Here is a 21,733-nt window from a genome sequence, read left to right as displayed (position 1 = left end):
CATTTTAAAATTTCCATTGCACTGCCAATGATGCATTCAACGGTTCACCAGGCTGTATCCACATCTCACTATAACTCGCCGTGTAATAGGTTTTGTCCAGAAGGTTATTCAGGTTGAACTGATAACGTATTTGCTCACTTGGCGCATAGTAAGCATTTAAATTAATTAATGTATATTCAGGAAGATTGAATCCGTTATCAGTGCTATGACCGCTACGTTTCCCAACATAAACAGCTGTTGCCCCAACGACTACATTTGAGTTGTTAGATAGCATCCATTCATAGTTTGTACTGATTGAACCGCTATGTTTAGGAACGTTGCTTAGGCGCGAACCTTTAGCAAGTGTTTGATCCTTCTCAATCTGAGCATCTGTGTAACTATAATTGGCGCGGAGCGATAACTGGTCATTCAGTTGTGATTCGACATCTAGCTCTATCCCTTGGCTAGAGACTTCTCCAGCAGTTATCTGGAAGTTGTTATCTATTCGGTCTGTTGTGAGCACATTTTCCTTATCCATTTTAAATAATGCAATACTGATCAGACTTTGTGGGTTGAGTTGGTATTTACTGCCGATCTCATAACTTTGACCTTTTTCTGGGTCAAAGGTTTGATTATTGCGATCCATTCCACTATTAATTGCAAATGATTGGCCATAATTGGCATAGACTGACCATGCATCACTCAAGCGATAGTTCAAACCAAAACGTGGACTGGTTTGTTGTAAGTCTTTTTGATTTGAGGTCGTGGCAATCTTATTCACAAATTCTTGTGTGACATGATCAAAGCGTAGACCAAGTAAAACACTCCATTGATCATTTAAAAATATCTGATCTTGGACATTGAAGGCGAAGTATTTTTGTCGATCCTCAGTGTCAATAAATAGGGGAAGGTCTGGTAAATATGTTCCATAGGTAGGTTGGTAAATATCAATGGTGTTGGGTATATCTGAACTGTGATTACGGCGTAGCTGCAATTGGCGATATTTCATTTGTCCTGTTTCTGCGCTCAACAATATTTCATGTTTTGCCCAGTTTTGTTGGATCGTGCCTAACATTTCTGTTTGGAATAACACATCATCACTTTTATTATCCCGATAACGTCGCTGCCGCTCTAAAGTACGACCATCGCTTTGTATACGACGAGGTTCACTAGAAAAACCTTTTAACAAACTATCTTTCACACTCACAGCACTTTTGACCTTCCAATCGTCATTTAGCTCATGCGTGAGCCGAATTTGATAAAAATTATCAGTTTGTAAATGATCTCCATCGCTTGGTTCACCTGTATAGGTTTTTGGATTCATCACAATTTGCTTCTGATAAGCACTAATACCACGATCAAATAATCCTTCTACACGAGTGAATTCTGTGTCTAAGTCTAATTGAGTTCGATCGGATAACTTCCAGCTTAATTGCGGAGAAAAAAACCAGCGTGAATTACTCACATAGTCCCGAAAACTCTGATTATCTTCATGTGCAATAGCAAAACGATATGCTAATTGGTCATTAATGGGGGCGGTATGCTCAAAGCTAGCACGATATTTTTCTAGACTATTCGCTCGTAAATTGATTTCACTAGATGATTCCCATGCTGGCTTTTTCGTATTGATATTGAGTAAACCACCTGTTTCTCCTCGTCCATATAGTGCAGCCATTGGGCCTTTGAGAAACTCTAAAGATTCAATATTGACCATATCCCGAGACGCACTGAGACCCCGATTTACACTTAATCCATTTCGAATAATTTGCGGTCCGATATTCGGATCTGTACTAAATCCACGAAATGAAAAATTATCCCAGAAGCCACCACCATAATTGGTTTGGCTGAACACGCCACTGACTTGATTTAAAGCGTCATCTATACGTTGTACATCTTGCTGTTTTAAAACTTCCTGAGAAAGAAAGCTACGACTGGAAGGGGTATCAAGTACATCATGCGTAAATTTAGTTGATGCAGATGTTGTTAAGACATCTTGATCTGTTTTTTGTGCTTGTATGATGATTGTTGGAAGGGGCGTCGTCGAATCAGATGTTTGTGCCCAAACAAAGTTTGACAGTAATGAACATGAAGAGATTAGATAAAATTTGGAAAGCATAGTAAGAACATACAAATCAAATGTAATGTTATATTATTACATTAAATTGTATTTTGCATTTTATTTCTTAAATATTTCAGAAGATTGGAAGTGATTAGTTTTGATTGCCACTTTCCATCCCGAATTTGAAAAGAATTAAAGTTTAGAGTGATGTAAAGAGGGAATCGTAGAACACAAAGCCATCGTATATATATTTATGTGGCTTTTGCTAGATATGTGAGGGCTTCCTCTACATAGCGTCAAGTGTAAAAATTCTGATAATGACATCTATGAAGCGGTAAGAGAAAGTAACTTAAATCGTATTGCCCATAAGCTGTAAAATTTCAAAGCAAAAGATTGAATAAACCATATAAACAATAATAATTATCATTTTGATTGTGTTTTATTTAACTTTTGTTAAAATTCACGTGCATTTTTAAGCGAATTTTAATATTAGTCTGATTTTAGGTGGGAAAATGGCCAAACACATAGCTCGACAATCTCTACTCGCAGTTTCAGTCTTAAGTAGTATGATGGCCTTTGCCCATGCTGCCGAAATGACAAATGAAGAGAGTAAACCACTCGATAAATCAGATGAAACTGTTAAATTAGAAACGATTGTTGTGACTGCGAGTGGATCTGGCGTTAATGTTAAAGATGCTCCAGCTTCGATTAGTGTAATTACCGCTGAAGAAATAGCAAAACGTCCTGTTTCTAGTATTGCGAACTTACTCGGTGAATTACCAGGGGCAGTGGGTGGTTATTCAAATGTTGGGCCGGGTTCAAAAATTGCATTTCGTGGTGCCCCTGACAAATATACTTTAATTCTGGTCGACGGTAAGCGAGTTGGTAACTCATCGTTGCTAGGCCATCGTCCTGATACAATTTCGCAAGATATTGACTGGATTTCTCCAGAAATGATTGAGCGAATTGAGGTGGTACGAGGTTCAATGTCAACACTTTACGGCTCTGAAGCTGCGGGTGGCGTGATCAATATTATTACCAAGAAAATTCCCAATAAGCTTACGGGTTCATTAAGAACTGATTATAGCCAGCCTGATGGTAGCTCTCGAGGCGATACCATTAATGTAGCTGCAAACATTGCAGGGCCAATTACGGATAATTTAGGTTTTAGACTTGGCGGCAACATCAAAAAAAGAAATGCCGATGAAGGTATTCAGAATGGTACTGGCGAGAATCAAGAGCAAAATATCTCCAGCCGTTTAAACTGGAAAATTTCTGATAACCAAGATTTTAACTTTGATCTAGGTTACGGCGTTGAGAAGAATCCACAGTTGAGTGAGGCTGAGCAAGCTGAATTAGGTACAGAACACTTTGGTGCTGACAAAATGGAGCACTACAATGTTGGTATTGGTCATGAAGGGCGTTTTGCTGATGGTTTAGTCACAAATGCAGACCTTTACTATAATCAATATGAAAATAAGACACCTGCATTTGCTGTAGACGGCGGTTCTAAAAGTAGTGAAACAGTTCTGGATCTAAAAGCCAATAAACCTTTAGATCTTTGGGGCCGTAAAAATGATCTGACCCTTGGTGCACAAGGAAAATATGAACAGGTCTCTAATGCATCAAACATCGGGAATCAATTGGTTCCTGATGAAAATGGCAATATCCAGACACCGGATAAGAATCCAGATGATTATTCTTGGTCTTTGTTTGCTGAAGACCAAATCCATCTACAAGATAATTTTATTTTAACTCTTGGCGGCCGTGTTGACGGCAGCAATGATTATGATCCTAATTTTAGTCCACGTATTTACGGGGTCTATCATCCAACAGATGCCTGGACTGTCAAAGGTGGTGTTTCGCGTAGTTTCAGAGCGCCCAATTTAAAAGAACGTTCAGGTTCATCTGGCACAAGTTCAATGGGAATGGGCTGTACCAGTTTAGCGCCTTATGGTTGGCAATCGGGACAATCATGCTACATGTTAGGTAATCCAGATCTTGATCCAGAAACCAGTACCAATTATGAAATTGGTTTTGGTTACGAAGAAGATGGGTATGGTGTTGATTTCACCTACTTCCTCAGTGATTACAAAGATATGATCGTAAATAACTACTACGGGCGAATTAACGGGATCTGGTATACACGTCAATCGAATGTTGAAAAGGCACGTACAAGTGGATTGGAGTTGACTTATAAATTCCCATTGAATGATTATCTACGAGTGACGGGTAATGCCACTTATATGATAGAGTCAGAAAATAAAGCAACAGGTCAATCATTGGCCCAAGTTCCTGAGTTTACTACCAACTTGGCGGTATATTGGGATGTTACAGATCGTCTGAATACATTTGCCCGTGTACAATATCTGGGTAAACAGGCATTTACGAAAGCTGATCTCGTTGCAGGATCGGGTTCAGCAGCTAAAGAATTATACTTCTCAAATGCCACCACAACGGGAGCCGTGGGGGTGAATTTTGATTATAGTGATTCACTCAGCTTGAGAGCTGGTGTTGAAAATATCGGTGGTGATAAAGTCAACAAAGGAAGTGTCGATTATGGTGATGCTCCGCCAGCGACATACTACGTAGGTTTCACCACTCGATTCTAGATCGATATTTGAGTAATGAAACAGATCAGCTTATTTCAGTAATGGGCTGATCTATTTTTTGAATTATTAGATTATTCTGCTTAGGTAAATTGAATGAGTTCTTCGCAAGACGGTTATATTGTAGATGTACCTTATCCAACATTTGTACATAGACAAACGATGCCGTTGTGGCTGAATATGGTTGTTCAATCAAAAGGCTTTTGTGCTCCTGATCTTGTAAAACCCTATCGATATTTAGAACTTGGCTGTGCAATGGGAATTCATTTACACCTCACAGCTGCTGCAAATCCTTTGGGACATTTTGTGGGCGTTGATTTTAATCCACAGCATTTGATGGTTGCACAAGAAGGTTTAGAAACGACCAGTATTGATAATATTGAATTTATTCATGCGGATTTTGAAAGCTTTTTAAATGCTGACATAGAGCCATTTGATTTTATTGTAACGCATGGGGTCTGGTCTTGGATCTCATCAGAAAACCAGAATATTGTGACGCAAATTGTTGATAAATTTTTAAAAAAAGACGGGGTTTTATACTGTAGCTATATGAGTCATCCTGGTGCCACTTCTTTGGTATCAGTCCAGAAGTTAATATTGGAAACGTCTAAGAATTTGCAAGGGGACTCAGCTACCAAAGCCGTACAAAGCCTGAATTTAGTTCGGCAAATTGGTGCATCGAAGAGTGGATTATTTGAAAAAATTCCAGGTTTGAATCAAGAGTTATCGGAACTTGCCCAAGATAAGCCAAACTATATTGCCCATGATTTTTTATCGGAACATTGGCAACCACAGCATTCTGCCGATATGATCCAACGCTTTGGAAAGTTAGGACTTTCTTATGTGGGGGGAGCTGGGATTATTGAAAACTTAGATAAGATCAGTTTGCCACCAGAAGTTCAAAAAGTGGTAAAAAGCTTACCCTTAATTACTTTACAAGAGACCGTTAAGGATATTGCGCGCTATACCTTGCAGAGACAAGATATCTATGTAAAAAATAGAACTCAACTTAATCAACAACAGTTAGAAAACTATTATTCAACGGTGAAATTTGGACTATTACCTGCGGCTCCAGTTGGAAAGGATTTAAGTCTGGATGCCAAGCTCGGTAGAATAAAAGATGCCATCCAAATATTTGAAAAGATACTTAAGTTACTTAATAAACGGGCGCTTTCAACGCTTGAGTTGTCCAGCCTGCTCAAACAGAATCTATCTTTAAAACAGCTTACAGAAATTTTATTGGTTTTGATGTGGGCTGGTTATATTCATCCGTGTCAACACAGTGAAACTCAGCCTAAGTTTGAGCAGTCTATGAATCAATGGCTATCGGATCAACAGTTGAATTGGGTATGTCTGGCAAAATATGGTACAGCGATTCAAATATAAGCAAATCATGATTTCTTACTGTTGATACGGCTACGATAAATTTAATAGGCTCTTGTTTTTACAAGGGCTAATTTTTTGTCTGAATTTTCGCAATTTCAAGAAACAAGTCATCTTCTAATAACCAAAACAGTAGATTAGATGATCAACTTAGTCTGTTTTTCATAAGATTTGTGACTGTTAAAACGAGAATCAAAAAGCTTATTGTAGAATGTAGGGAAATGGATGGGCTTGGTTTATATTTCCTTTATTCATCTTAAATTAAAAACAACGGTTTCAACTTTTTGAAGGACACTTTATGTTTGTACTTGAGCCAAAGCATGTACATATGAATCTGCGTGCCAAGGATAAGGCAACAGCACTACAATGTTTAGTTAATATTCTGGTTGAAGATCAATTAACAACGGCTGAATATTTAACTGGCTTAGAGGCTCGTGAAGCACAGGGCGCAACCTATTTAGGCCAAGGAATCGCTATTCCTCATGGTACCCCTCAATCGCGTGAGTTTATTAAAGAAACAGGGATTCGACTTGCGCATTTTCCAGAAGGAGTGGTGTGGGATGGTGAACATAAAATTTATTTGGCTGTGGTAATTGCTGCAAAATCAGATGAGCATTTACAGGTTCTGCAAATCTTGACTCGTGCTTTAAATCACGATGTTAGTATTCAGGTACAAACGGCAACCACGGCTGAGCAAATTATTGATATTTTGCAAGTTCGCCCAGATTCTTTGGTTTTGCACGAAAATTTAATCCAGACGCAGGCACATGTTGAAGATATTGATGAATTTTTCTGGGCAGCAACCAAGTTATTAAAACAACAAAAACTGGTGGAAGCGGGCTTCATTAGCCAGTTAGATCCTAAAAACCTGATTCAGATTCAGGATGCCATCTGGACGATTTCAGGAAAAAATTACGTTTCAGAAGCCGCCGTGAGTATTGTGAAATCCGATCAGATTTTAAGTTTTGCTCAGGGGCAAATACAAACACTAGTCTGCATTGCCCAGCATGAGCAACTTGATACCGTACAGTTGAATCATTTAATTGATCTTTTATTTCAGTCAAATATTCAACAGCAACTTCAATCTGAACAAAGTCGCCATGAAATCGCCAAGCTGATTGGTGCAGAAATTATTCCAGACTGGCCTTATCAACCTGTGGTGCTTGCCAATAAGCATGGCTTGCATGCTCGTCCTGCCACACAACTGGTCAATATTAGTAAAACATTTAAAGGTGACATTCAGGTTGCGGTAGACGGTGGGCCTTATGTGTCTGCCAAAAGTCTAACCAAATTATTGGCTTTGGGCTGTCAATATGGACAGACTCTGACCTTTATTGCTGAGCCGAACACCGATGCCGTAGAAGGATTAACTGCGATTGTACAGGCCGTTAAAAATGGTTTGGGCGAAGAGGTTGAAGCGCTTGAGCAATCTGAAACAGCTTCACTTGTTCAAGCAGAAACTGCGTGGGAAGAAATTCTTGAGACCGATTTGCCTGCACAGGGAACGGCTGCATCTTCGGGGCTTGCCTTTGGCCCAGCGCATGTGATTAAACCGAAAAAATTTCAATATGAACGTTTTGGACACAACGTTAAGGCAGAAAAAGAAAAACTGGAAATCGCTCTGTATAGTGTCAAAAACACCATTCACCAGTTGATTCTAAAAACCGAGATTGATGAGATCAGGCAGATCTTTAAGGCACATCTGGAAATGCTGGATGATCCAGATCTGATCCAGCAGGTGCATCAGGGTTTAAATCAGAATCTAACGGCTGCTGCTGCATGGCATGACTATATTGAACAGGCTGCACAAACGCAGGCAGCGTTGAATGATCCGCTGTTGGCAGAACGTGCAGCCGATTTAAGAGATATTGGCGACAAGGTTTTAAGTGTGCTGTGTGATGAAGTCATGCAGCTTGAACCTGAGCAACCTTATATTCTGGTGATGCATGATCTTGGGCCAGGGGATGTGGCACGTTTAGACAAAGACCGCGTTGCTGGGATATTAACAGCGGTTGGTGGTGCATCGGCACATAGTGCGATTGTGGCACGTGCATTGGGAATTCCCGCCGTGGTCGGTGCGGGTGAGCAGATTCTAAATATTGAGGCACAAACCACGGTATTGATTAACGGGGATACAGGTGCAATTGATATTGATCCAACGCCTGAGCAGATCGAACAAGCGATTCGCGAGCGTGAGCAACAGAAACTGCGACGTCAGGAAGCGGAACGCCATTGTCAGGAAGCAGCCGTCACCGTAGATCAGCATCAGGTCGAGATTGCAGCGAATATTGGCAAGATTCTGGATACTGCAAAAGCCGTTGATCATGGTGCAGAGGCGATTGGTTTATTGCGGACCGAACTGGTGTTTATGGCCCATCGTCAGGCACCGAATGAAATCACACAGGAAAAAGAATACCGTCATGTGCTGGATACCCTTGCAGGGCGTCCATTGGTGGTACGGACACTGGATGTTGGTGGTGATAAACCTCTACCTTATTTACCGATTGCTGCCGAAGAAAATCCATTTCTTGGTTTACGCGGGATTCGACTGACCTTACGGAAACCGCAGCTATTGCGTCAACAATTGATTGCTCTAGTAAAAGCAGCGGATGGTCGTGCTTTACGGATTATGTTCCCAATGGTTGGGCGAATTGAAGAATGGCGGGCAGCCAAGCATATTCTGGATGAGGTTTTAGCCGAATATCCATGTGAAAATCTTCAAGTGGGAATCATGATTGAGGTGCCTTCAGCGGCTTTATTGGCTCCATTATTGGCCAAAGAAGTGGATTTCTTCAGTATCGGCACCAACGATTTAACTCAATATACGCTGGCAATTGACCGTGGCCATCCCGTATTGTCTGCCGAAGCCGATGGTTTGCATCCAAGTATTTTATTATTGATTGATCAAGCTGTTCGTGCAGCACATGCCCATCAGAAATGGGTAGGCGTATGTGGAGAACTTGCCGCTGATCCCAAGGCTGTCCCGATCTTACTGGGATTGGGCGTCGATGAACTGAGTATGTCGTCATCCAGCATTCCATTGGTGAAAGCACAAATTCGTACTTTGAATTATCAGAATTGCCAGCAGCTTGCTCAACGCGCTTTACAGTGTGAAAGTGCCACAGCAGTCCGTGATTTGGTGGAGTTGAAGCATGGCTAAAATTTTAACAATTACTTTAAATCCTGCAATTGATGTCACGCTGGAACTAGATGAATTGCGCTTGGGTGAGGTTAATCGCCAGCAACAGGTGCAATATCATGCGGCGGGTAAGGGACTCAATGTTGCACAAGTGCTGCATGATCTTGGGCATGACCTGATTGTGTCAGGCTTTTTGGGTAAACAGAATCGGGCCTTGTTTGATCAGCATTTTCAAGCGATGCAGTTTGATAATCAATTTGTCTATGTTGAGGGTGAAACCCGCCAGAATATCAAGATTGCAGAACAGTCTGGACGAATGACCGATATTAATGCGAAAGGTTTTCTTGTCTCTGAACATGACAAAAAAGCATTCTTTGCGCGTATTGAGGCATGCTGCCAAAACGTTGATTATGTGGTGATTGCTGGGAGTCTTGCGCAGGGTTTTAGCATAGATGATTTCAAGTTTTTAATTTCTATCTTACACAAACAGCAAAAGCACGTTGCAATTGATAGCAGCGGACAGGCACTGGTTGCAGCGATTGAAATGAATCCATGGATGATTAAACCGAATACGGATGAGTTACAGGAAAGTTTTGGTGAGTCTGTAGAACAGTTTTCACAGCAAGTTGCCTTGTTCCAGCGCTTAAATTGTCATATTGAACATATTGTCATTTCGATGGGCGAAGCAGGTGTCAACTGGATCAATCCAGCACTGGCGTTGCATGCCAGCCCACCTAAAGTCACCGTAAAAAGTACTGTGGGTGCTGGCGACTCATTACTTGCAGGCATGGTGCATGGTCTGGTAAGTGAAATGACGCCTGAGCAAACCTTAAAAACTGCTACGGCCATTGCCAGTCATGCGGTGAGTCAAATCGGCTTTCGTGTGCCTGAACCTGAGCGATTGGAAGCTCTAAAACAACAAACCATGATCAACACTTTGGATAATTCTGATGCAAACAATTAAATCTCTTTTATTTGTGATCAATTCGCAACAGTATGTCAATGCGTTGATTCTGGCAAAAAAACTGGCGCAGATTGCGCAACAGCAAGGCTATGACAGCGCGATCATTTCTGTGCAGGATGAGCTTCCTGAACAAGATTTTGATACGGTTGTTTTTATTGGGCAAATACCATCACAACTCGATGCTTTCAATGATTATGCTGTTGCAACCATTTCACTCCAACAAGCGATGGATAATGCCGAGCAGTCTTTACAGGAGGCTTTGAGCAATCCCACGACGGTTGCACAATTGGCAACACAACCCAATGATCAGCGTCAGGCACAGAATTTTGTTGCGGTGACGGCTTGCCCTACGGGTGTGGCGCATACTTTTATGGCTGCGGAAGCATTACAGCAGGGTGCAGCCAAATTGGGTTATCGCATTCAGGTCGAAACGCAAGGTTCAGTCGGTGCTAAAAATATCCTGACCGATGAGGCGATTGCTGCTGCGGACATTGTGATTTTAGCCACGGATATTGAGGTTAATACGGATCGCTTTGTCGGAAAACGTGTTTATCGTTGCGGGACAGGCTTTGCACTGAAACAAACCGACAAGGCTTTTGCAGAAGCAATGACGGAAGCCAAGGTTTTAGAATCATCTAAACAAAATAGTCAAAAGACCAATCAAGACGCCAATAAAGAAAAAACAGGTGTCTATAAGCATCTTTTAACTGGCGTGTCGTTTATGTTGCCAATGGTGGTGGCGGGTGGTTTGCTCATCGCGCTATCCCTTTGTTTTGGACTGAATGCGGCTGAGGAGGCTGGAAGTCTAGCCGCTGTGTTAAAGCAAATTGGTGCGGCTGCTTTTAGTTTGATGGTGCCAATGCTGGCTGGCTATATTGCTTATTCAATCGCTGATCGTCCAGGCTTGGCACCGGGTTTGGTTGGTGGTCTCATCGCAACTCAATTAAATGCGGGCTTCTTGGGCGGGATCGTTGCTGGCTTTTTAGCGGGTTATATTGCCTTATTCCTTGCCAAAAAAATTAAGCTTCCAACCAGTCTGGAAGCCTTGAAGCCGATTTTAATTGTGCCCTTATTGGGAACATTATCGGTCGGTCTGATCATGTTCTACATCGTGGGACATCCTGTCGCACAAATTTTTGAGATGATGAAAGATTTTCTCAACAATATGGGAACCACCAATGCCGTGCTGATGGGGATTGTGCTGGCTTCAATGATGTGTATTGATTTAGGTGGCCCGATTAACAAAGCCGCTTATGCTTTTACAGTCGGTTTGTTGACCACCAACACCTATATGCCGATGGCTGCGACCATGGCTGGGGGAATGGTGCCTGCGATTGGGATGGCGATTGCAACTTTATTGGCTAAACAAAAGTTCAACCAAAGTGAGCGAGATGCAGGTAAGGCTGCCTTTGTGTTGGGGCTATGCTTTATTTCTGAAGGGGCGATTCCATTTGCTGCTAAAGATCCGATTCGGGTCATTCCAGCTTGTATTGCAGGTGGGGCAGTGACTGGTGCATTGGTTGCATTATTCCATTGTGAATTGGTAACACCGCATGGTGGAATCTTTGTGTTGCTGATTCCAAATGCGATTAGTCATGCCTGGCTTTATCTTGCAGCCATTGCAATTGGAAGCTGCATTACAGGTGTAATTTATGCGTTATTAAAACGCCGTGAAGTGATTGAGGTACAGGCAGCCTAGGTTTTAGTTCCTATCTGCTAAAATATAAAGGTAGATTGTTGGGCACAATGATCTACCTTTTTTATTAAGAATTGCATTGTATTTGCAGGAGAAAGCATTTAAAAAAAAGCCAAATTAAGCGCACTTAACTTGGCTAAAATCATATTTACTTTAAGTTTTGATTAAAGAAACGAGTCATCTTATCAAACGGAATTATGTCAACACGGTCATACAGGTCAACATGATTGGCATTTGGAACTATATAGAGTTCTTTCGGTTGTGCTGCCGCTTCATACGCTGTTTCACTAAAGTAACGTGAATGGGCCTTTTCACCATGAATAAAAAGAATAGGGCGCGGTGAGATTTCTTTTATATACGTTAAAATTGGCATATTCATAAATGAAATTGGTGTCGTCACTGACCAGGCATTGCCAGAATTGACTGCACGAGGATGATAGCCACGAGGCGTCATATAGTAGTCATGATAATCGACTAGGAATTGTGCCTCGCCACCTTTTAATACATTATAAGGTGATTGAGAAGCTGGCTCGCCATTTTTTGCATCGATCCAACGTTGAGCACTGAGTTGTTCTAGGGTTTTGTTACGCTGTTCAGGTGTGACACTGTCATTATATCCTTTAGACATCACTCGGGTCATATCGTACATCGTGCTTGTAACAACGGCTTTGACACGTTTATCTACCGCAGTCGCATTGAGTGCCATACCGCCCCAACCACAGATTCCGATCATTCCAATGCGGTTTTGGTCAACGTTGGGTTGCAGTCCGATAAAGTCTACCGCGGCACTAAAATCTTCGGTATTGATATCTGGCGAAGCAATATTACGTGGCTCACCACCACTTTCACCTGTATAAGACGGATCAAATGCAAGCGTAACAAAACCGCGTTCCGCCATTGTTTGTGCATAGAGTCCAGAAGATTGTTCTTTTACAGCTCCAAATGGACCACCAACCACGATCGCTGGAAGTTTAGCTTTAGCATGTTTAGGGATATACAGATCAGCAGCGAGAGTAATGCCATAACGGTTTTTAAAAGTCACTTTCTGATGTTCGACTTTGTTACTTTGCACAAAAGTCTTGTCCCATTTGGTAGTGAGCTTTAAGTCCTGATTGGCCAATGCGCCTTGGTTCATAGATAACGCTCCAATACTCAGGCTAAGAATAGCAAAAGTTTTTTTTAGAAAACGGTGTGGTGTTGCAGGTGCTTCAGAAGACATAGGGTTCATTCCTGTTATTTTGAATCAATTGAGATCGTGACCTTAAAGGGCTTATTGTCTGAAAATGCTTTTGGCAAAGTATTGAATTTGCCCAGATAAATGAGGTTGTTGGCAACACCATCGAAGTCTTTGTAAAAGATCACGAGATTGCCCCAAGGGGCGTAATAGGCAATATCGCCAGTCTTGGCTGGATGTCCCTTTGGAGCTCCCTGTGAGGTCAGTTTTTCAGGCAGATAGGCAATTTTTTCTGTTGCTGCGTAATCAGTCAGTTCTAAACTAAGAGGAAGCTGTCTAATAAAGTCCTGTGTAGTCGGTGAATCTTTTAAGCGAACAAATACTGGCTGAGCTGAGCCTTCGATATCAAAACGAATATTCATACTGGAAACCTTTTGTGAAGCAGATTGTTCTGCATGGGTTTTGGCTTCTGTACGTGCACTGATTCCAAGTGTCAGGACAAGTAAAGCAATGTTACCGATAACCCAAAAGTCAGGTTTAATTTCTTGCATCATGTTGTTTTCCCAATCAGGTGGCAGTTAACGTTTTAAACGTCAGCATGAACTTAACTTGTCTGCTGAAATGATTTGTTCATCAGTATAAAGGCGAAGATAGCCAAGGATTAGCCCCTAAAAATGGTATAGTCCTATGAATCTCATTCATAAATTCAGGGTTAAAATAATTTTTATTCTGAAGAAATTGCTTTATTGAATCCTAATTGATGAATTAGGCTCATAACTCTATTCTTGGGAAGGTACTTATTCAGGTGATGCGGTATCTTTATCATGGCTGTCTGATTTTTATAGAGAGAGCCTATGACATCTCAATCTTCCGAGATAGAGCAGCAGCCCACATACTGGAGTGGCGTATTTGCCATGACCTTGTGTGTATTTGCATTGATCGCCTCCGAATTTATGCCCGTCAGTTTATTAACTCCGATTGCCAAAGATTTAAGTGTTACGGAAGGCTTGGCTGGATATGGTATTGCGATTTCAGGTGCATTTGCGGTTATCACCAGTCTATCGATTTCACGTCTAGCAGGCAGCATCAATCGTAAAATCTTACTGCTTGCCTTGACCGCATTAATGGCAGTTTCAGGAGCGGTGGTTGCACTTGCTCCTAATTATTGGTTCTACATGTTTGGTCGGGTTTTAATTGGTGTAGTTGTGGGGGGCTTCTGGTCAATGTCAGCAGCAACGGCGATTCGTCTTGTACCGAACAGTCAAGTGCCGAGAGCCTTGGCAATTTTTAACAGTGGTAATGCCTTGGCAACGGTGGTGGCACCACCTCTGGGAAGCTATTTGGGGGCAATGATTGGCTGGCGTGGTGCATTCTTTTGTTTGGTGCCTGTTGCGATACTTGCTTTTATCTGGCAATGGATCAGCCTTCCCTCATTAAAAAACAAAGCTTCTACTTACAGCTCATCAGCAGGGATACTTCATCTGTTGCAGCAACCTATTGTCTTGGTTGGCATGCTAGCAACGGGTCTGCTGTTTATGGGGCAGTTCTCGCTGTATACCTATATCCGTCCATTTCTGGAAACGGTGACGCAGACCAGTGTATCTACATTATCTTTTACTCTGTTTGTGATTGGGGTCATGGGCTTTGTCGGTACGCTGTTAATCGGCTTTGTATTAAAACGTCATTTCTACGGAACTTTAATTGCTATTCCACTTCTCATGGCAGCCATTGCATTCACATTAATTGGCTTTGGAACATGGACCGTTTTGGTCATCGTGATGCTAGGGCTATGGGGCCTGCTTGGAACATCCGCACCTGTGGGATGGTGGAGCTGGATTGCCCAGACTTTCCCGAATAATGCCGAAGCAGGCGGGGGCTTATTCGTCGCAATTGTTCAGCTATGTATCGCATTGGGTTCAACTGTTGGCGGTCTATTATTTGATCATGGTGGCTATCAGACAACTTTTGCGATGAGTGCAATTCTTTTAATTATTTCTGCTGCTTTAACACTTTGGGTTTCACGCTTGAAAGTGGCATAACAATTGATATCTTAAGGAATTATTTATGCAATATACATATTTAGGACGTACAGGTTTACAAGTCAGCCGTATTACACTGGGTACAATGAATTTCGGAGAGTTAACTGATCAAGCCACCAGTTTTAAAATCATGGATGAGGCGATAGAGAAAGGAATTAATTTCTTTGATACCGCAGATGTGTATGGTGGGCCACAATCACCCGATATGGAAAAGGGTTTTGGGACATCAGAGGAAATTATTGGTCGCTGGTTAGCTCAAGGCGGGCGTAGAGATAAAATTGTTTTGGCAACCAAAGCGTATCAACCGATGGATACAGGCCCAAATGATCGAAGATTATCTGCGTATCACATCAAACGTGCTTGTGAAGCCAGTTTGAAGAGTTTAAAAACAGATCATATTGATCTCTATCAAATGCATCATATTGACCGAAATACACCATGGGAAGAAATCTGGCAGGCCATGGAGCAGTTGATCCGTGAGGGTAAAATTACTTATGTGGGTAGTAGTAATTTCGCTGGTTGGGACATCGCCACTGCTCAATGTACGGCCAATGCTCGTCATCAGCTCGGTTTAGTATCAGAGCAAAGTCTGTATAACCTGACCCAACGTAGTATTGAACTGGAAGTGATCCCGGCATTACGACATTATGGTATTGGTTTAATTCCATGGAGTCCGATAGGTATGGGCACATTAGGTGGGGTTTTTGATGAGCTTCCACAAGGTAGTCGTAGAGCAACCCCAGCACTACAACAGAGAATCCAAGCACTGCGCCCACAACTTGAAGCTTATGAAGTTCTGTGTGCTGAACTAGGCCAAAGCCCTGCATTGGTCGCTTTGGCTTGGTTATTACATCAACCTGCTGTGACTTCCGTGATTAGTGGCGTTCGTACCGTAGAGCAGTTACAGGAAAATATCAAAGCATTGGATATACAGCTTTCAGTAGAAACAATGGCAAAACTTGATGAGATCTGGCAGCCTTGTGGAGAAGCACCGCAGGCCTATGCTTGGTAACAATTGCTCTGTTAGATACTGGTCTAGCAGGGCTTTTTTTATTTTAATAGACATGATTCATAAGCAAAAGAACAGAAGGTCTGTGTGTAAAAATTAATAGAGTTATGCGTGTATTTTATGAATAATAGATTCCATATAAAGTCCAAAATAAGTGGACGATACGTATGCTTATAAAATGAATTTGATGAGGAAACAGCCTTGATTAGCAGAGAAAATTATAACGATTTACATGCTTTTCTAATGGTAACAAGAGAAGGAAGCTTTACCAAGGCGGCGGGCAAACTTGGGGTTTCTCAGTCTGCCCTGAGTCATACGATTCGGGGTTTAGAGGAGCGATTGGGAATATTATTGTTAAACAGGACGACACGGAGTGTTTCACCCACAGAAGCTGGGGAACGTTTAAGACAAACCATTAGTGCCAGCTTTGACCAGATTGACAATGAACTGACATTACTCAATACGTTTCGGGATACGCCCGCAGGTAGAGTGAGAATCAATGCCAGCAGCCACGCTATACAACATATCTTGATTCCAAAACTGGCAAAAATTGCGCATCTTTATCCAGATGTTGAAGTAGAGTTCAGTGCCAATAATGGGATGGTCGATATTGTGGCGGAGCACTTTGATGCTGGAGTGAGATTTGGTAGTCGTGTCGCTGATGGTATGGTGGCCGTTCGTATTGGCGAAGATGTTAAAATGGCTGTGGTTGCAACACCTGAATATTTCCAGCAACATGGAATGCCTCAAACCCCAAAAGATCTAGACCAGCATCAATGTATTGGTTTTAGATTAATGACCCAAGGTGGAATCTACGCTTGGGAGTTTGAAAAAGAAAAACAGGAATTTAAAGTTAAGATTAATCCGCAATGGGTATTTAATGAAAGTTTTGATATTGCCCAAGCTGTGAAAGCGGGTATGGGACTGGCCTATATCCCAAAAGACATGATAGAAAAAGAAATCCAGCAGGGTGATTTAGTTCAGGTCCTGGAGGAATATAGTATCCAGTTTTCAGGTTACCATCTTTATTATCCTCACCGTAGACAACAATCTTCTGCATTCAGGCTCGTGATTGATTTACTGAGAATTTAATCAGATCAATAAAATTAACTGACTTCGAATAACTGCTTTAATATCCCCTAATTTTTTACCATCTATTTTATTCACCTTATATTTATTGTTATGATATAACATATCTTTATTTTGTTTTTTGATTTTATGTCTGCTTTATCTCAACGTTTACAAGCGATTGATGCGCTCAGAGGGTTGGTGATTCTCATCATGATGGTTGATCATGTACGGGAAACATTCTACTTACATCATCAAGTCCCAGATCCGATGGTTATTTCTGAAACAGAAGGATCACTATTTTTTAGCCGAGTCTTAGCCCATCTTTGTGCGCCAGTTTTTGTGGTGCTTACGGGTTTATCTGCTTATCTCTATCAAGCCAAGAACAATAGTCTTGCAATGACGCGCGAATTTTTATTGAAGCGTGGTTTATTTTTGATTGGACTTGAGCTGCTGATTGTCAATTTCGCATGGACAGGCCAGTTCCCACCCGATGTGATTTATTTACAAGTCATTTGGGCAATTGGTTTTAGTATGATTGCCTTGGCATTATTGGTTGGCTTGCCGCAAAAATTGTTGTGGGGCATCAGTTTGCTGATCATTTTTGGACATAATTTAATGGACAATATTTCATTCGCACAGGGTTCTGTCATGAATGGGATATGGTTGGTCTTACATGAGCGGGGCTGGATAAACTTTGGAGATGTGCTACGGGTTAGAACATCGTATCCTGTCTTGCCCTGGATTGGCGTGATTACTTTAGGTTATTGTCTTGGCCACGTCGTTTTTGGCAAACTGAAAACGACTCAGCAAAAGAATCGTATGCTCATCACTTTTGGTTTGATTGGCATTGCCTTATTTCTCATATTAAGGGCGCTCAACATTTACGGTGACCAACCTTGGGAAATGATGCCAACGTGGAGTGAAACAGTGATGAGTTTCCTAAACCTGACCAAATATCCACCTTCATTATTTTTCATTTTATGGAATGTCGGTATCGGACTTATTGTTCTGGTGTTACTCCAGAAGGTTGAAACCAAAAACTGGATTAAGCCTTTAATCATATTTGGCTCTGTGCCTATGTTCTTCTACATCGTGCATTTATTTGTACTTAAAGCGTTATATGTCATTGCTGTAGGTATTTGGGGACATAATTATGGAGATTATTATGGCGTGGATCATATGGCTACAGTATGGGGAATCGCGATAATCCTAAGCATTCTGTTATATCCAGCGATGCTGAAATTCTCCTCCTTTAAACACCGCAATAAGCATATTCCTTTGCTTAAATATTTTTAGTTTTTTGAAAAATAGATGTCTAAATCATCTTTAGATCTATTTGGATTAAGCATTTGAATCTTAAAAAACCTCTTAGCCAGCTAAGAGGTTTTTAATTGTTTTATTGCAACTTATCCTGCGTTTTGGTTTCAAAGTCACTGGCATCATGTCGTTCATGCAGTTGGCTAGCTAAATCGCCAAAGGTGCGATTTACCATACGCCCACGTTGTACCGCAGGACGTGCCAAAATGGCATCGGCCCAACGTTGCACATGTTTATATTGATCGACGCTTAAAAACTCATCCGCATTATAAACCCAGCCTTTTACAACGCTGCCATACCACGGAAAAGCTGCAATATCGGCAATGCTATATTCATTACCCGCGAGGTATTCGTGTTTTGCCAGATGCTGGTTTAATACGTCCAGTAAACGTTTAGTCTCCATCGCAAAACGGTTAATGGCATATTCAATTTTTACTGGTGCATAGGCATAAAAATGTCCTAAACCTCCACCAATATAAGGCGCGCTGCCCATTTGCCAGAATAACCAGTTTAAACATTCGGTACGTGCAGCAAGATCAGTGGGAATGAAGGCCTTAAATTTTTCAGCTAAGTAGAGCAAAATTGAACCTGATTCAAACACTCTAAGTGGTGGGTTTTGGCTATGATCTACCAAGGCGGGAATTTTAGAATTTGGGTTAATTTCAACAAAGCCACTACCAAATTGTTGGCCTTCACCAATTTTAATTAACCATGCATCGTATTCAGCTTCTGTATGTCCCAATGCCAGTAATTCCTCAAGCAGAATCGTTACTTTTTGCCCGTTCGGGGTGGCAAGCGAATATAGCTGGAGTGGATGTTGTCCAACAGGTAATTGCTGATCATAGCGACTCCCTGAAGTTGGCTGATTTAAATCGGCTTTGTCTCCAGTCCATTGCCAGACTTTGGGTGGGATGTAGTTTGAGTCATTCATTATTATTTGCCATGTCACGAATCGATTGATTCAGTGTAGGTCAGCCAGCCCTATGTTGGGTAGTTTTTTTGTGGCAAAGCTTTAACTGATTTTGAATAAATAATACGGCTCTGTTATTCACCAGCTTTTGAATGAATCACCTGAAAGTGTTGATCAATCACGTTAAGCCACGCCTGTACTGCGGGAGAGACGGGCAGGTTCTTTTTCCATGCCATAGCGAGATGCCACTGAATATTGGGCTTTTCGAGCGGAATGGCTGCAAATAATTCAGGATCGAGCATGTCGGTATAATATTGCGGCAATAGGGCAATCCCCATACGCTGTAGCACCATATCTGCTAGCAAATTCCATTGACTGGTACGGCAGGCAATGCTTGGGTAGAAACCATGTTGCTGGCATGCATCCAGAATAATACGATTGAGCGAGAAATTTTCAGGAAACATTAAAAAGGATTGATGTTGTAATTCTTCCAGATTGATTTTCTTGCGTGTGGCCCATGTCGCATCTCGCCGTAATAGCACCATCAACGGATAATCACACAATTCGATGCTATTAAAGATCTGCTGGTCGAAAGGATGTAACAACACACCCACATCCAGTTCATTATTCAGTAAGGCCTGTTCAATCCCTTTGGAACCGACTTCAAGAAAGGAAAGTTCGATCTCTGGCCATTGTTGATGATAATCAAATAGGGCAGTGGTCAGCAGTTGAGAGCCTAAAGGTGGAACCCCAAGCTTTAAAGTGCCTGTTTTTAATTGCTGGTAGTTTTCGATTTCCAGAAAAATATTTTGTTCTGCCTGCAAAAGCTCAAGCGCATGCTGATAGATGCGCTGGCCAATTTCCGTCAGTTCAACCTGTCTCTTGCGGCCATGTTCTGGCTTTACCAACAACTGTACCTGTAGTTGTTGCTCAAGCTGCTGCAAGATTTTACTGATGGTTGGTTGCGTCAGATAGAGCTGTTCTGCGGTACGGGTAAAGCTTTGGGTTTTGACCAAAGTGACAAAGCATTGCAGTGATTTGAATGAAAGCATGATGAATAAAATATTATTCCATTTTGGCATAATTTTAACATGAATAATTCATATTATGCCAATAGCACTGGGATAACATAATGATGTAGTTCACCATCTTATTTGTTGTCATGAGCACTGATTCCGTTTCTGAAACGTCTTCCCCAAACAGCTTCTTCACATTGGTCAAACAGATTTTAATTCTGGCGGCTTTTTGGGGTGTTGGTTATGTTTTGCATCAACAATTAGGTGTCCCGATCTCCGCAGGGATTTTAGGCATGTTGCTGCTGCTAATCTGTCTATTCCTAAAGATTATTAAAATGGATCAGGTGGCGATGGGCGCTTCGGTCGTTCTCGGCGAATTATTGCTGTTTTTTGTGCCTGTAGTTGTTGCCGTAGTTCAGTACAAAACCCTGTTTATGACCGAAGGCTGGCAAATTGTACTGAGTATTTCACTAGGGACGATCTTGGTGATGTTGAGTACCTGCTTAACCATTCATTATTACAATCGTCTCAAAAGCTATTTGCAAGCACGTAAACCTTTCCAGCATAAGCATATTTAAAGGCATTTCACATGAATATCTGGTCAATCCTCTGTCTGATCTGGACTTTGGTCGCCTATGTGGTTGCAAAACGCCTCTATCAGAAACACCCTAAATTATGGCTTTCACCCGCGATTAGTGTGCCAGTGCTGACAATTGTATTAATGGCGATTTTTGGTATTTCTTATCAAACCTATGCCCAAGATACGCAATGGATCGTCAATTTACTTGGGCCTGCAACGGTTGCCTTTGCTGTGCCTATTTATCGTTATCGCGCTACCATCCGTAAAAATATCGGTGTTTTATCCATCGCGATTATTGTTGGCATGAGCGTTGGGGTAATGTCGGCTTATGAGATGGCACAGCTCTTTCATTTCAGTCCAGAAGTCACCAATAGTTTGATGGCTCGTTCTATCTCAACACCTTTTGCGATGATTTTAGCTGAAGATATTCATGGTTCAGCAGCATTGGTATCGCTATTTACCGTGATTACAGGTTTGGTTGGTATGATTTGTGGTGATGCCATTTTAGCATTCACCAAAATCCGTTCTGCTGTGGCAAATGGTGCTGCATTCGGTAATGCTGCTCATGGTTTTGGTACCTCGAGAGCCCAACAACGGAATAATGAAGAAGGTGTGATTGCCAGCTTAACCATGGTGATTGCTGGTATCTTGATGGTGCTGGTTGGGCCATTCGCCATTCATTTGTGGTTATTACTCTAACCACCTCGTTGACTGGGTTTAGATAGAACGATGGATAACAGAAATTATGAGAACTGATTCATAAGTTCGTCATAACCACATGAAATAAT

At 41.6% G+C, this 21,733-nt stretch carries 16 protein-coding genes; 11 read left to right on the top strand and 5 right to left on the bottom strand.

From position 1 onward, the window contains the following. Positions 1–4: 4 nt before the first annotated feature. On the bottom strand, positions 5–2,095 hold the full coding sequence (locus PJ15_RS04775) for a TonB-dependent siderophore receptor (RefSeq protein ID WP_047428532.1): 2,091 nt from the start codon (positions 2,093–2,095) through the stop codon (positions 5–7). Between the two features lie 455 nt (positions 2,096–2,550). On the opposite strand from PJ15_RS04775, the gene PJ15_RS04770 reads away from it, so the two are divergent. The 5 genes from PJ15_RS04770 to PJ15_RS04750 all read left to right on the top strand — a co-directional run bounded on the left by PJ15_RS04770 (position 2,551) and on the right by PJ15_RS04750 (position 11,832). Then, positions 2,551–4,650 carry a TonB-dependent receptor domain-containing protein gene (locus tag PJ15_RS04770; RefSeq protein ID WP_052138545.1) on the top strand — a complete coding sequence of 700 codons (2,100 nt, stop codon included), beginning with the start codon at positions 2,551–2,553 and terminating at the stop codon, positions 4,648–4,650. Positions 4,651–4,743: 93 nt separating this feature from the next. Continuing rightward, positions 4,744–6,033, top strand: a complete 1,290-nt coding sequence (locus PJ15_RS04765; protein ID WP_047428529.1) for a class I SAM-dependent methyltransferase — start codon at positions 4,744–4,746, stop codon at positions 6,031–6,033. Positions 6,034–6,328: 295 nt separating this feature from the next. Beyond that, positions 6,329–9,190 (top strand): phosphoenolpyruvate--protein phosphotransferase, encoded by a 2,862-nt coding sequence (gene ptsP, locus PJ15_RS04760; RefSeq protein WP_047428526.1) that lies wholly within the window; start codon positions 6,329–6,331, stop codon positions 9,188–9,190. Next, a complete protein-coding gene (gene pfkB, locus PJ15_RS04755; protein ID WP_047428525.1) occupies positions 9,183–10,133 on the top strand; it encodes a 1-phosphofructokinase in 951 nt (316 codons plus the stop codon). Before ptsP ends, pfkB begins: the two co-directional genes overlap by 8 nt. Continuing rightward, complete coding sequence (locus PJ15_RS04750) at positions 10,120–11,832, top strand: fructose-specific PTS transporter subunit EIIC (protein WP_047428522.1); 1,713 nt, start codon at positions 10,120–10,122, stop codon at positions 11,830–11,832. The genes pfkB and PJ15_RS04750 overlap by 14 nt, the downstream gene beginning before the upstream one ends. Before the next feature lie 145 nt (positions 11,833–11,977). Here PJ15_RS04750 and PJ15_RS04745 read toward each other — a convergent pair whose 3' ends face one another. Both PJ15_RS04745 and PJ15_RS04740 read right to left on the bottom strand, forming a co-directional pair. Further along, the gene (locus tag PJ15_RS04745) at positions 11,978–13,048 is read right to left on the bottom strand and encodes an alpha/beta hydrolase (RefSeq protein WP_047428518.1); all 1,071 of its coding nucleotides are present in this window, start codon (positions 13,046–13,048) and stop codon (positions 11,978–11,980) included. Between the two features lie 14 nt (positions 13,049–13,062). Next, positions 13,063–13,557 carry a cyclophilin-like fold protein gene (locus PJ15_RS04740; protein WP_047428514.1) on the bottom strand — a complete coding sequence of 165 codons (495 nt, stop codon included), beginning with the start codon at positions 13,555–13,557 and terminating at the stop codon, positions 13,063–13,065. A gap of 300 nt (positions 13,558–13,857) precedes the next feature. On the opposite strand from PJ15_RS04740, the gene PJ15_RS04735 reads away from it, so the two are divergent. From PJ15_RS04735 to PJ15_RS04720, 4 genes are all read left to right on the top strand, one after another. Beyond that, the gene (locus tag PJ15_RS04735) at positions 13,858–15,042 is read left to right on the top strand and encodes an MFS transporter (protein WP_047428512.1); all 1,185 of its coding nucleotides are present in this window, start codon (positions 13,858–13,860) and stop codon (positions 15,040–15,042) included. A gap of 25 nt (positions 15,043–15,067) precedes the next feature. Then, a complete protein-coding gene (locus tag PJ15_RS04730; protein WP_047428509.1) occupies positions 15,068–16,054 on the top strand; it encodes an aldo/keto reductase in 987 nt (328 codons plus the stop codon). 198 nt (positions 16,055–16,252) lie between these two features. Next, positions 16,253–17,143, top strand: a complete 891-nt coding sequence (locus PJ15_RS04725; RefSeq protein WP_047428505.1) for a LysR family transcriptional regulator — start codon at positions 16,253–16,255, stop codon at positions 17,141–17,143. Positions 17,144–17,269: 126 nt separating this feature from the next. Beyond that, entirely contained in the window at positions 17,270–18,418 is a 1,149-nt protein-coding gene (locus tag PJ15_RS04720) for a DUF1624 domain-containing protein (RefSeq protein ID WP_047428502.1), read from the top strand. 100 nt (positions 18,419–18,518) lie between these two features. On the opposite strand, the gene yghU is transcribed toward PJ15_RS04720, so the two are convergent. Next, on the bottom strand, positions 18,519–19,370 hold the full coding sequence (yghU, locus tag PJ15_RS04715) for a glutathione-dependent disulfide-bond oxidoreductase (RefSeq protein ID WP_047428499.1): 852 nt from the start codon (positions 19,368–19,370) through the stop codon (positions 18,519–18,521). A 113-nt stretch (positions 19,371–19,483) separates the two neighbouring features. After that, the gene (locus tag PJ15_RS04710; RefSeq protein ID WP_123774940.1) at positions 19,484–20,401 is read right to left on the bottom strand and encodes a LysR family transcriptional regulator; all 918 of its coding nucleotides are present in this window, start codon (positions 20,399–20,401) and stop codon (positions 19,484–19,486) included. A 110-nt stretch (positions 20,402–20,511) separates the two neighbouring features. Between PJ15_RS04710 and PJ15_RS04705 the strand changes: the two genes are divergently transcribed. Both PJ15_RS04705 and PJ15_RS04700 read left to right on the top strand, forming a co-directional pair. Next, positions 20,512–20,943 (top strand): CidA/LrgA family protein, encoded by a 432-nt coding sequence (locus PJ15_RS04705; RefSeq protein ID WP_047428493.1) that lies wholly within the window; start codon positions 20,512–20,514, stop codon positions 20,941–20,943. A gap of 11 nt (positions 20,944–20,954) precedes the next feature. After that, complete coding sequence (locus PJ15_RS04700; protein ID WP_047428492.1) at positions 20,955–21,644, top strand: LrgB family protein; 690 nt, start codon at positions 20,955–20,957, stop codon at positions 21,642–21,644. Positions 21,645–21,733 lie beyond the last annotated feature (89 nt).

Source organism: Acinetobacter sp. neg1, from assembly GCF_000788125.1.
GTDB lineage: Bacteria > Pseudomonadota > Gammaproteobacteria > Pseudomonadales > Moraxellaceae > Acinetobacter > Acinetobacter vivianii.
Note: the sequence above shows the minus strand (reverse complement) of the source record. Positions and strands in the feature narration are given on the sequence as shown.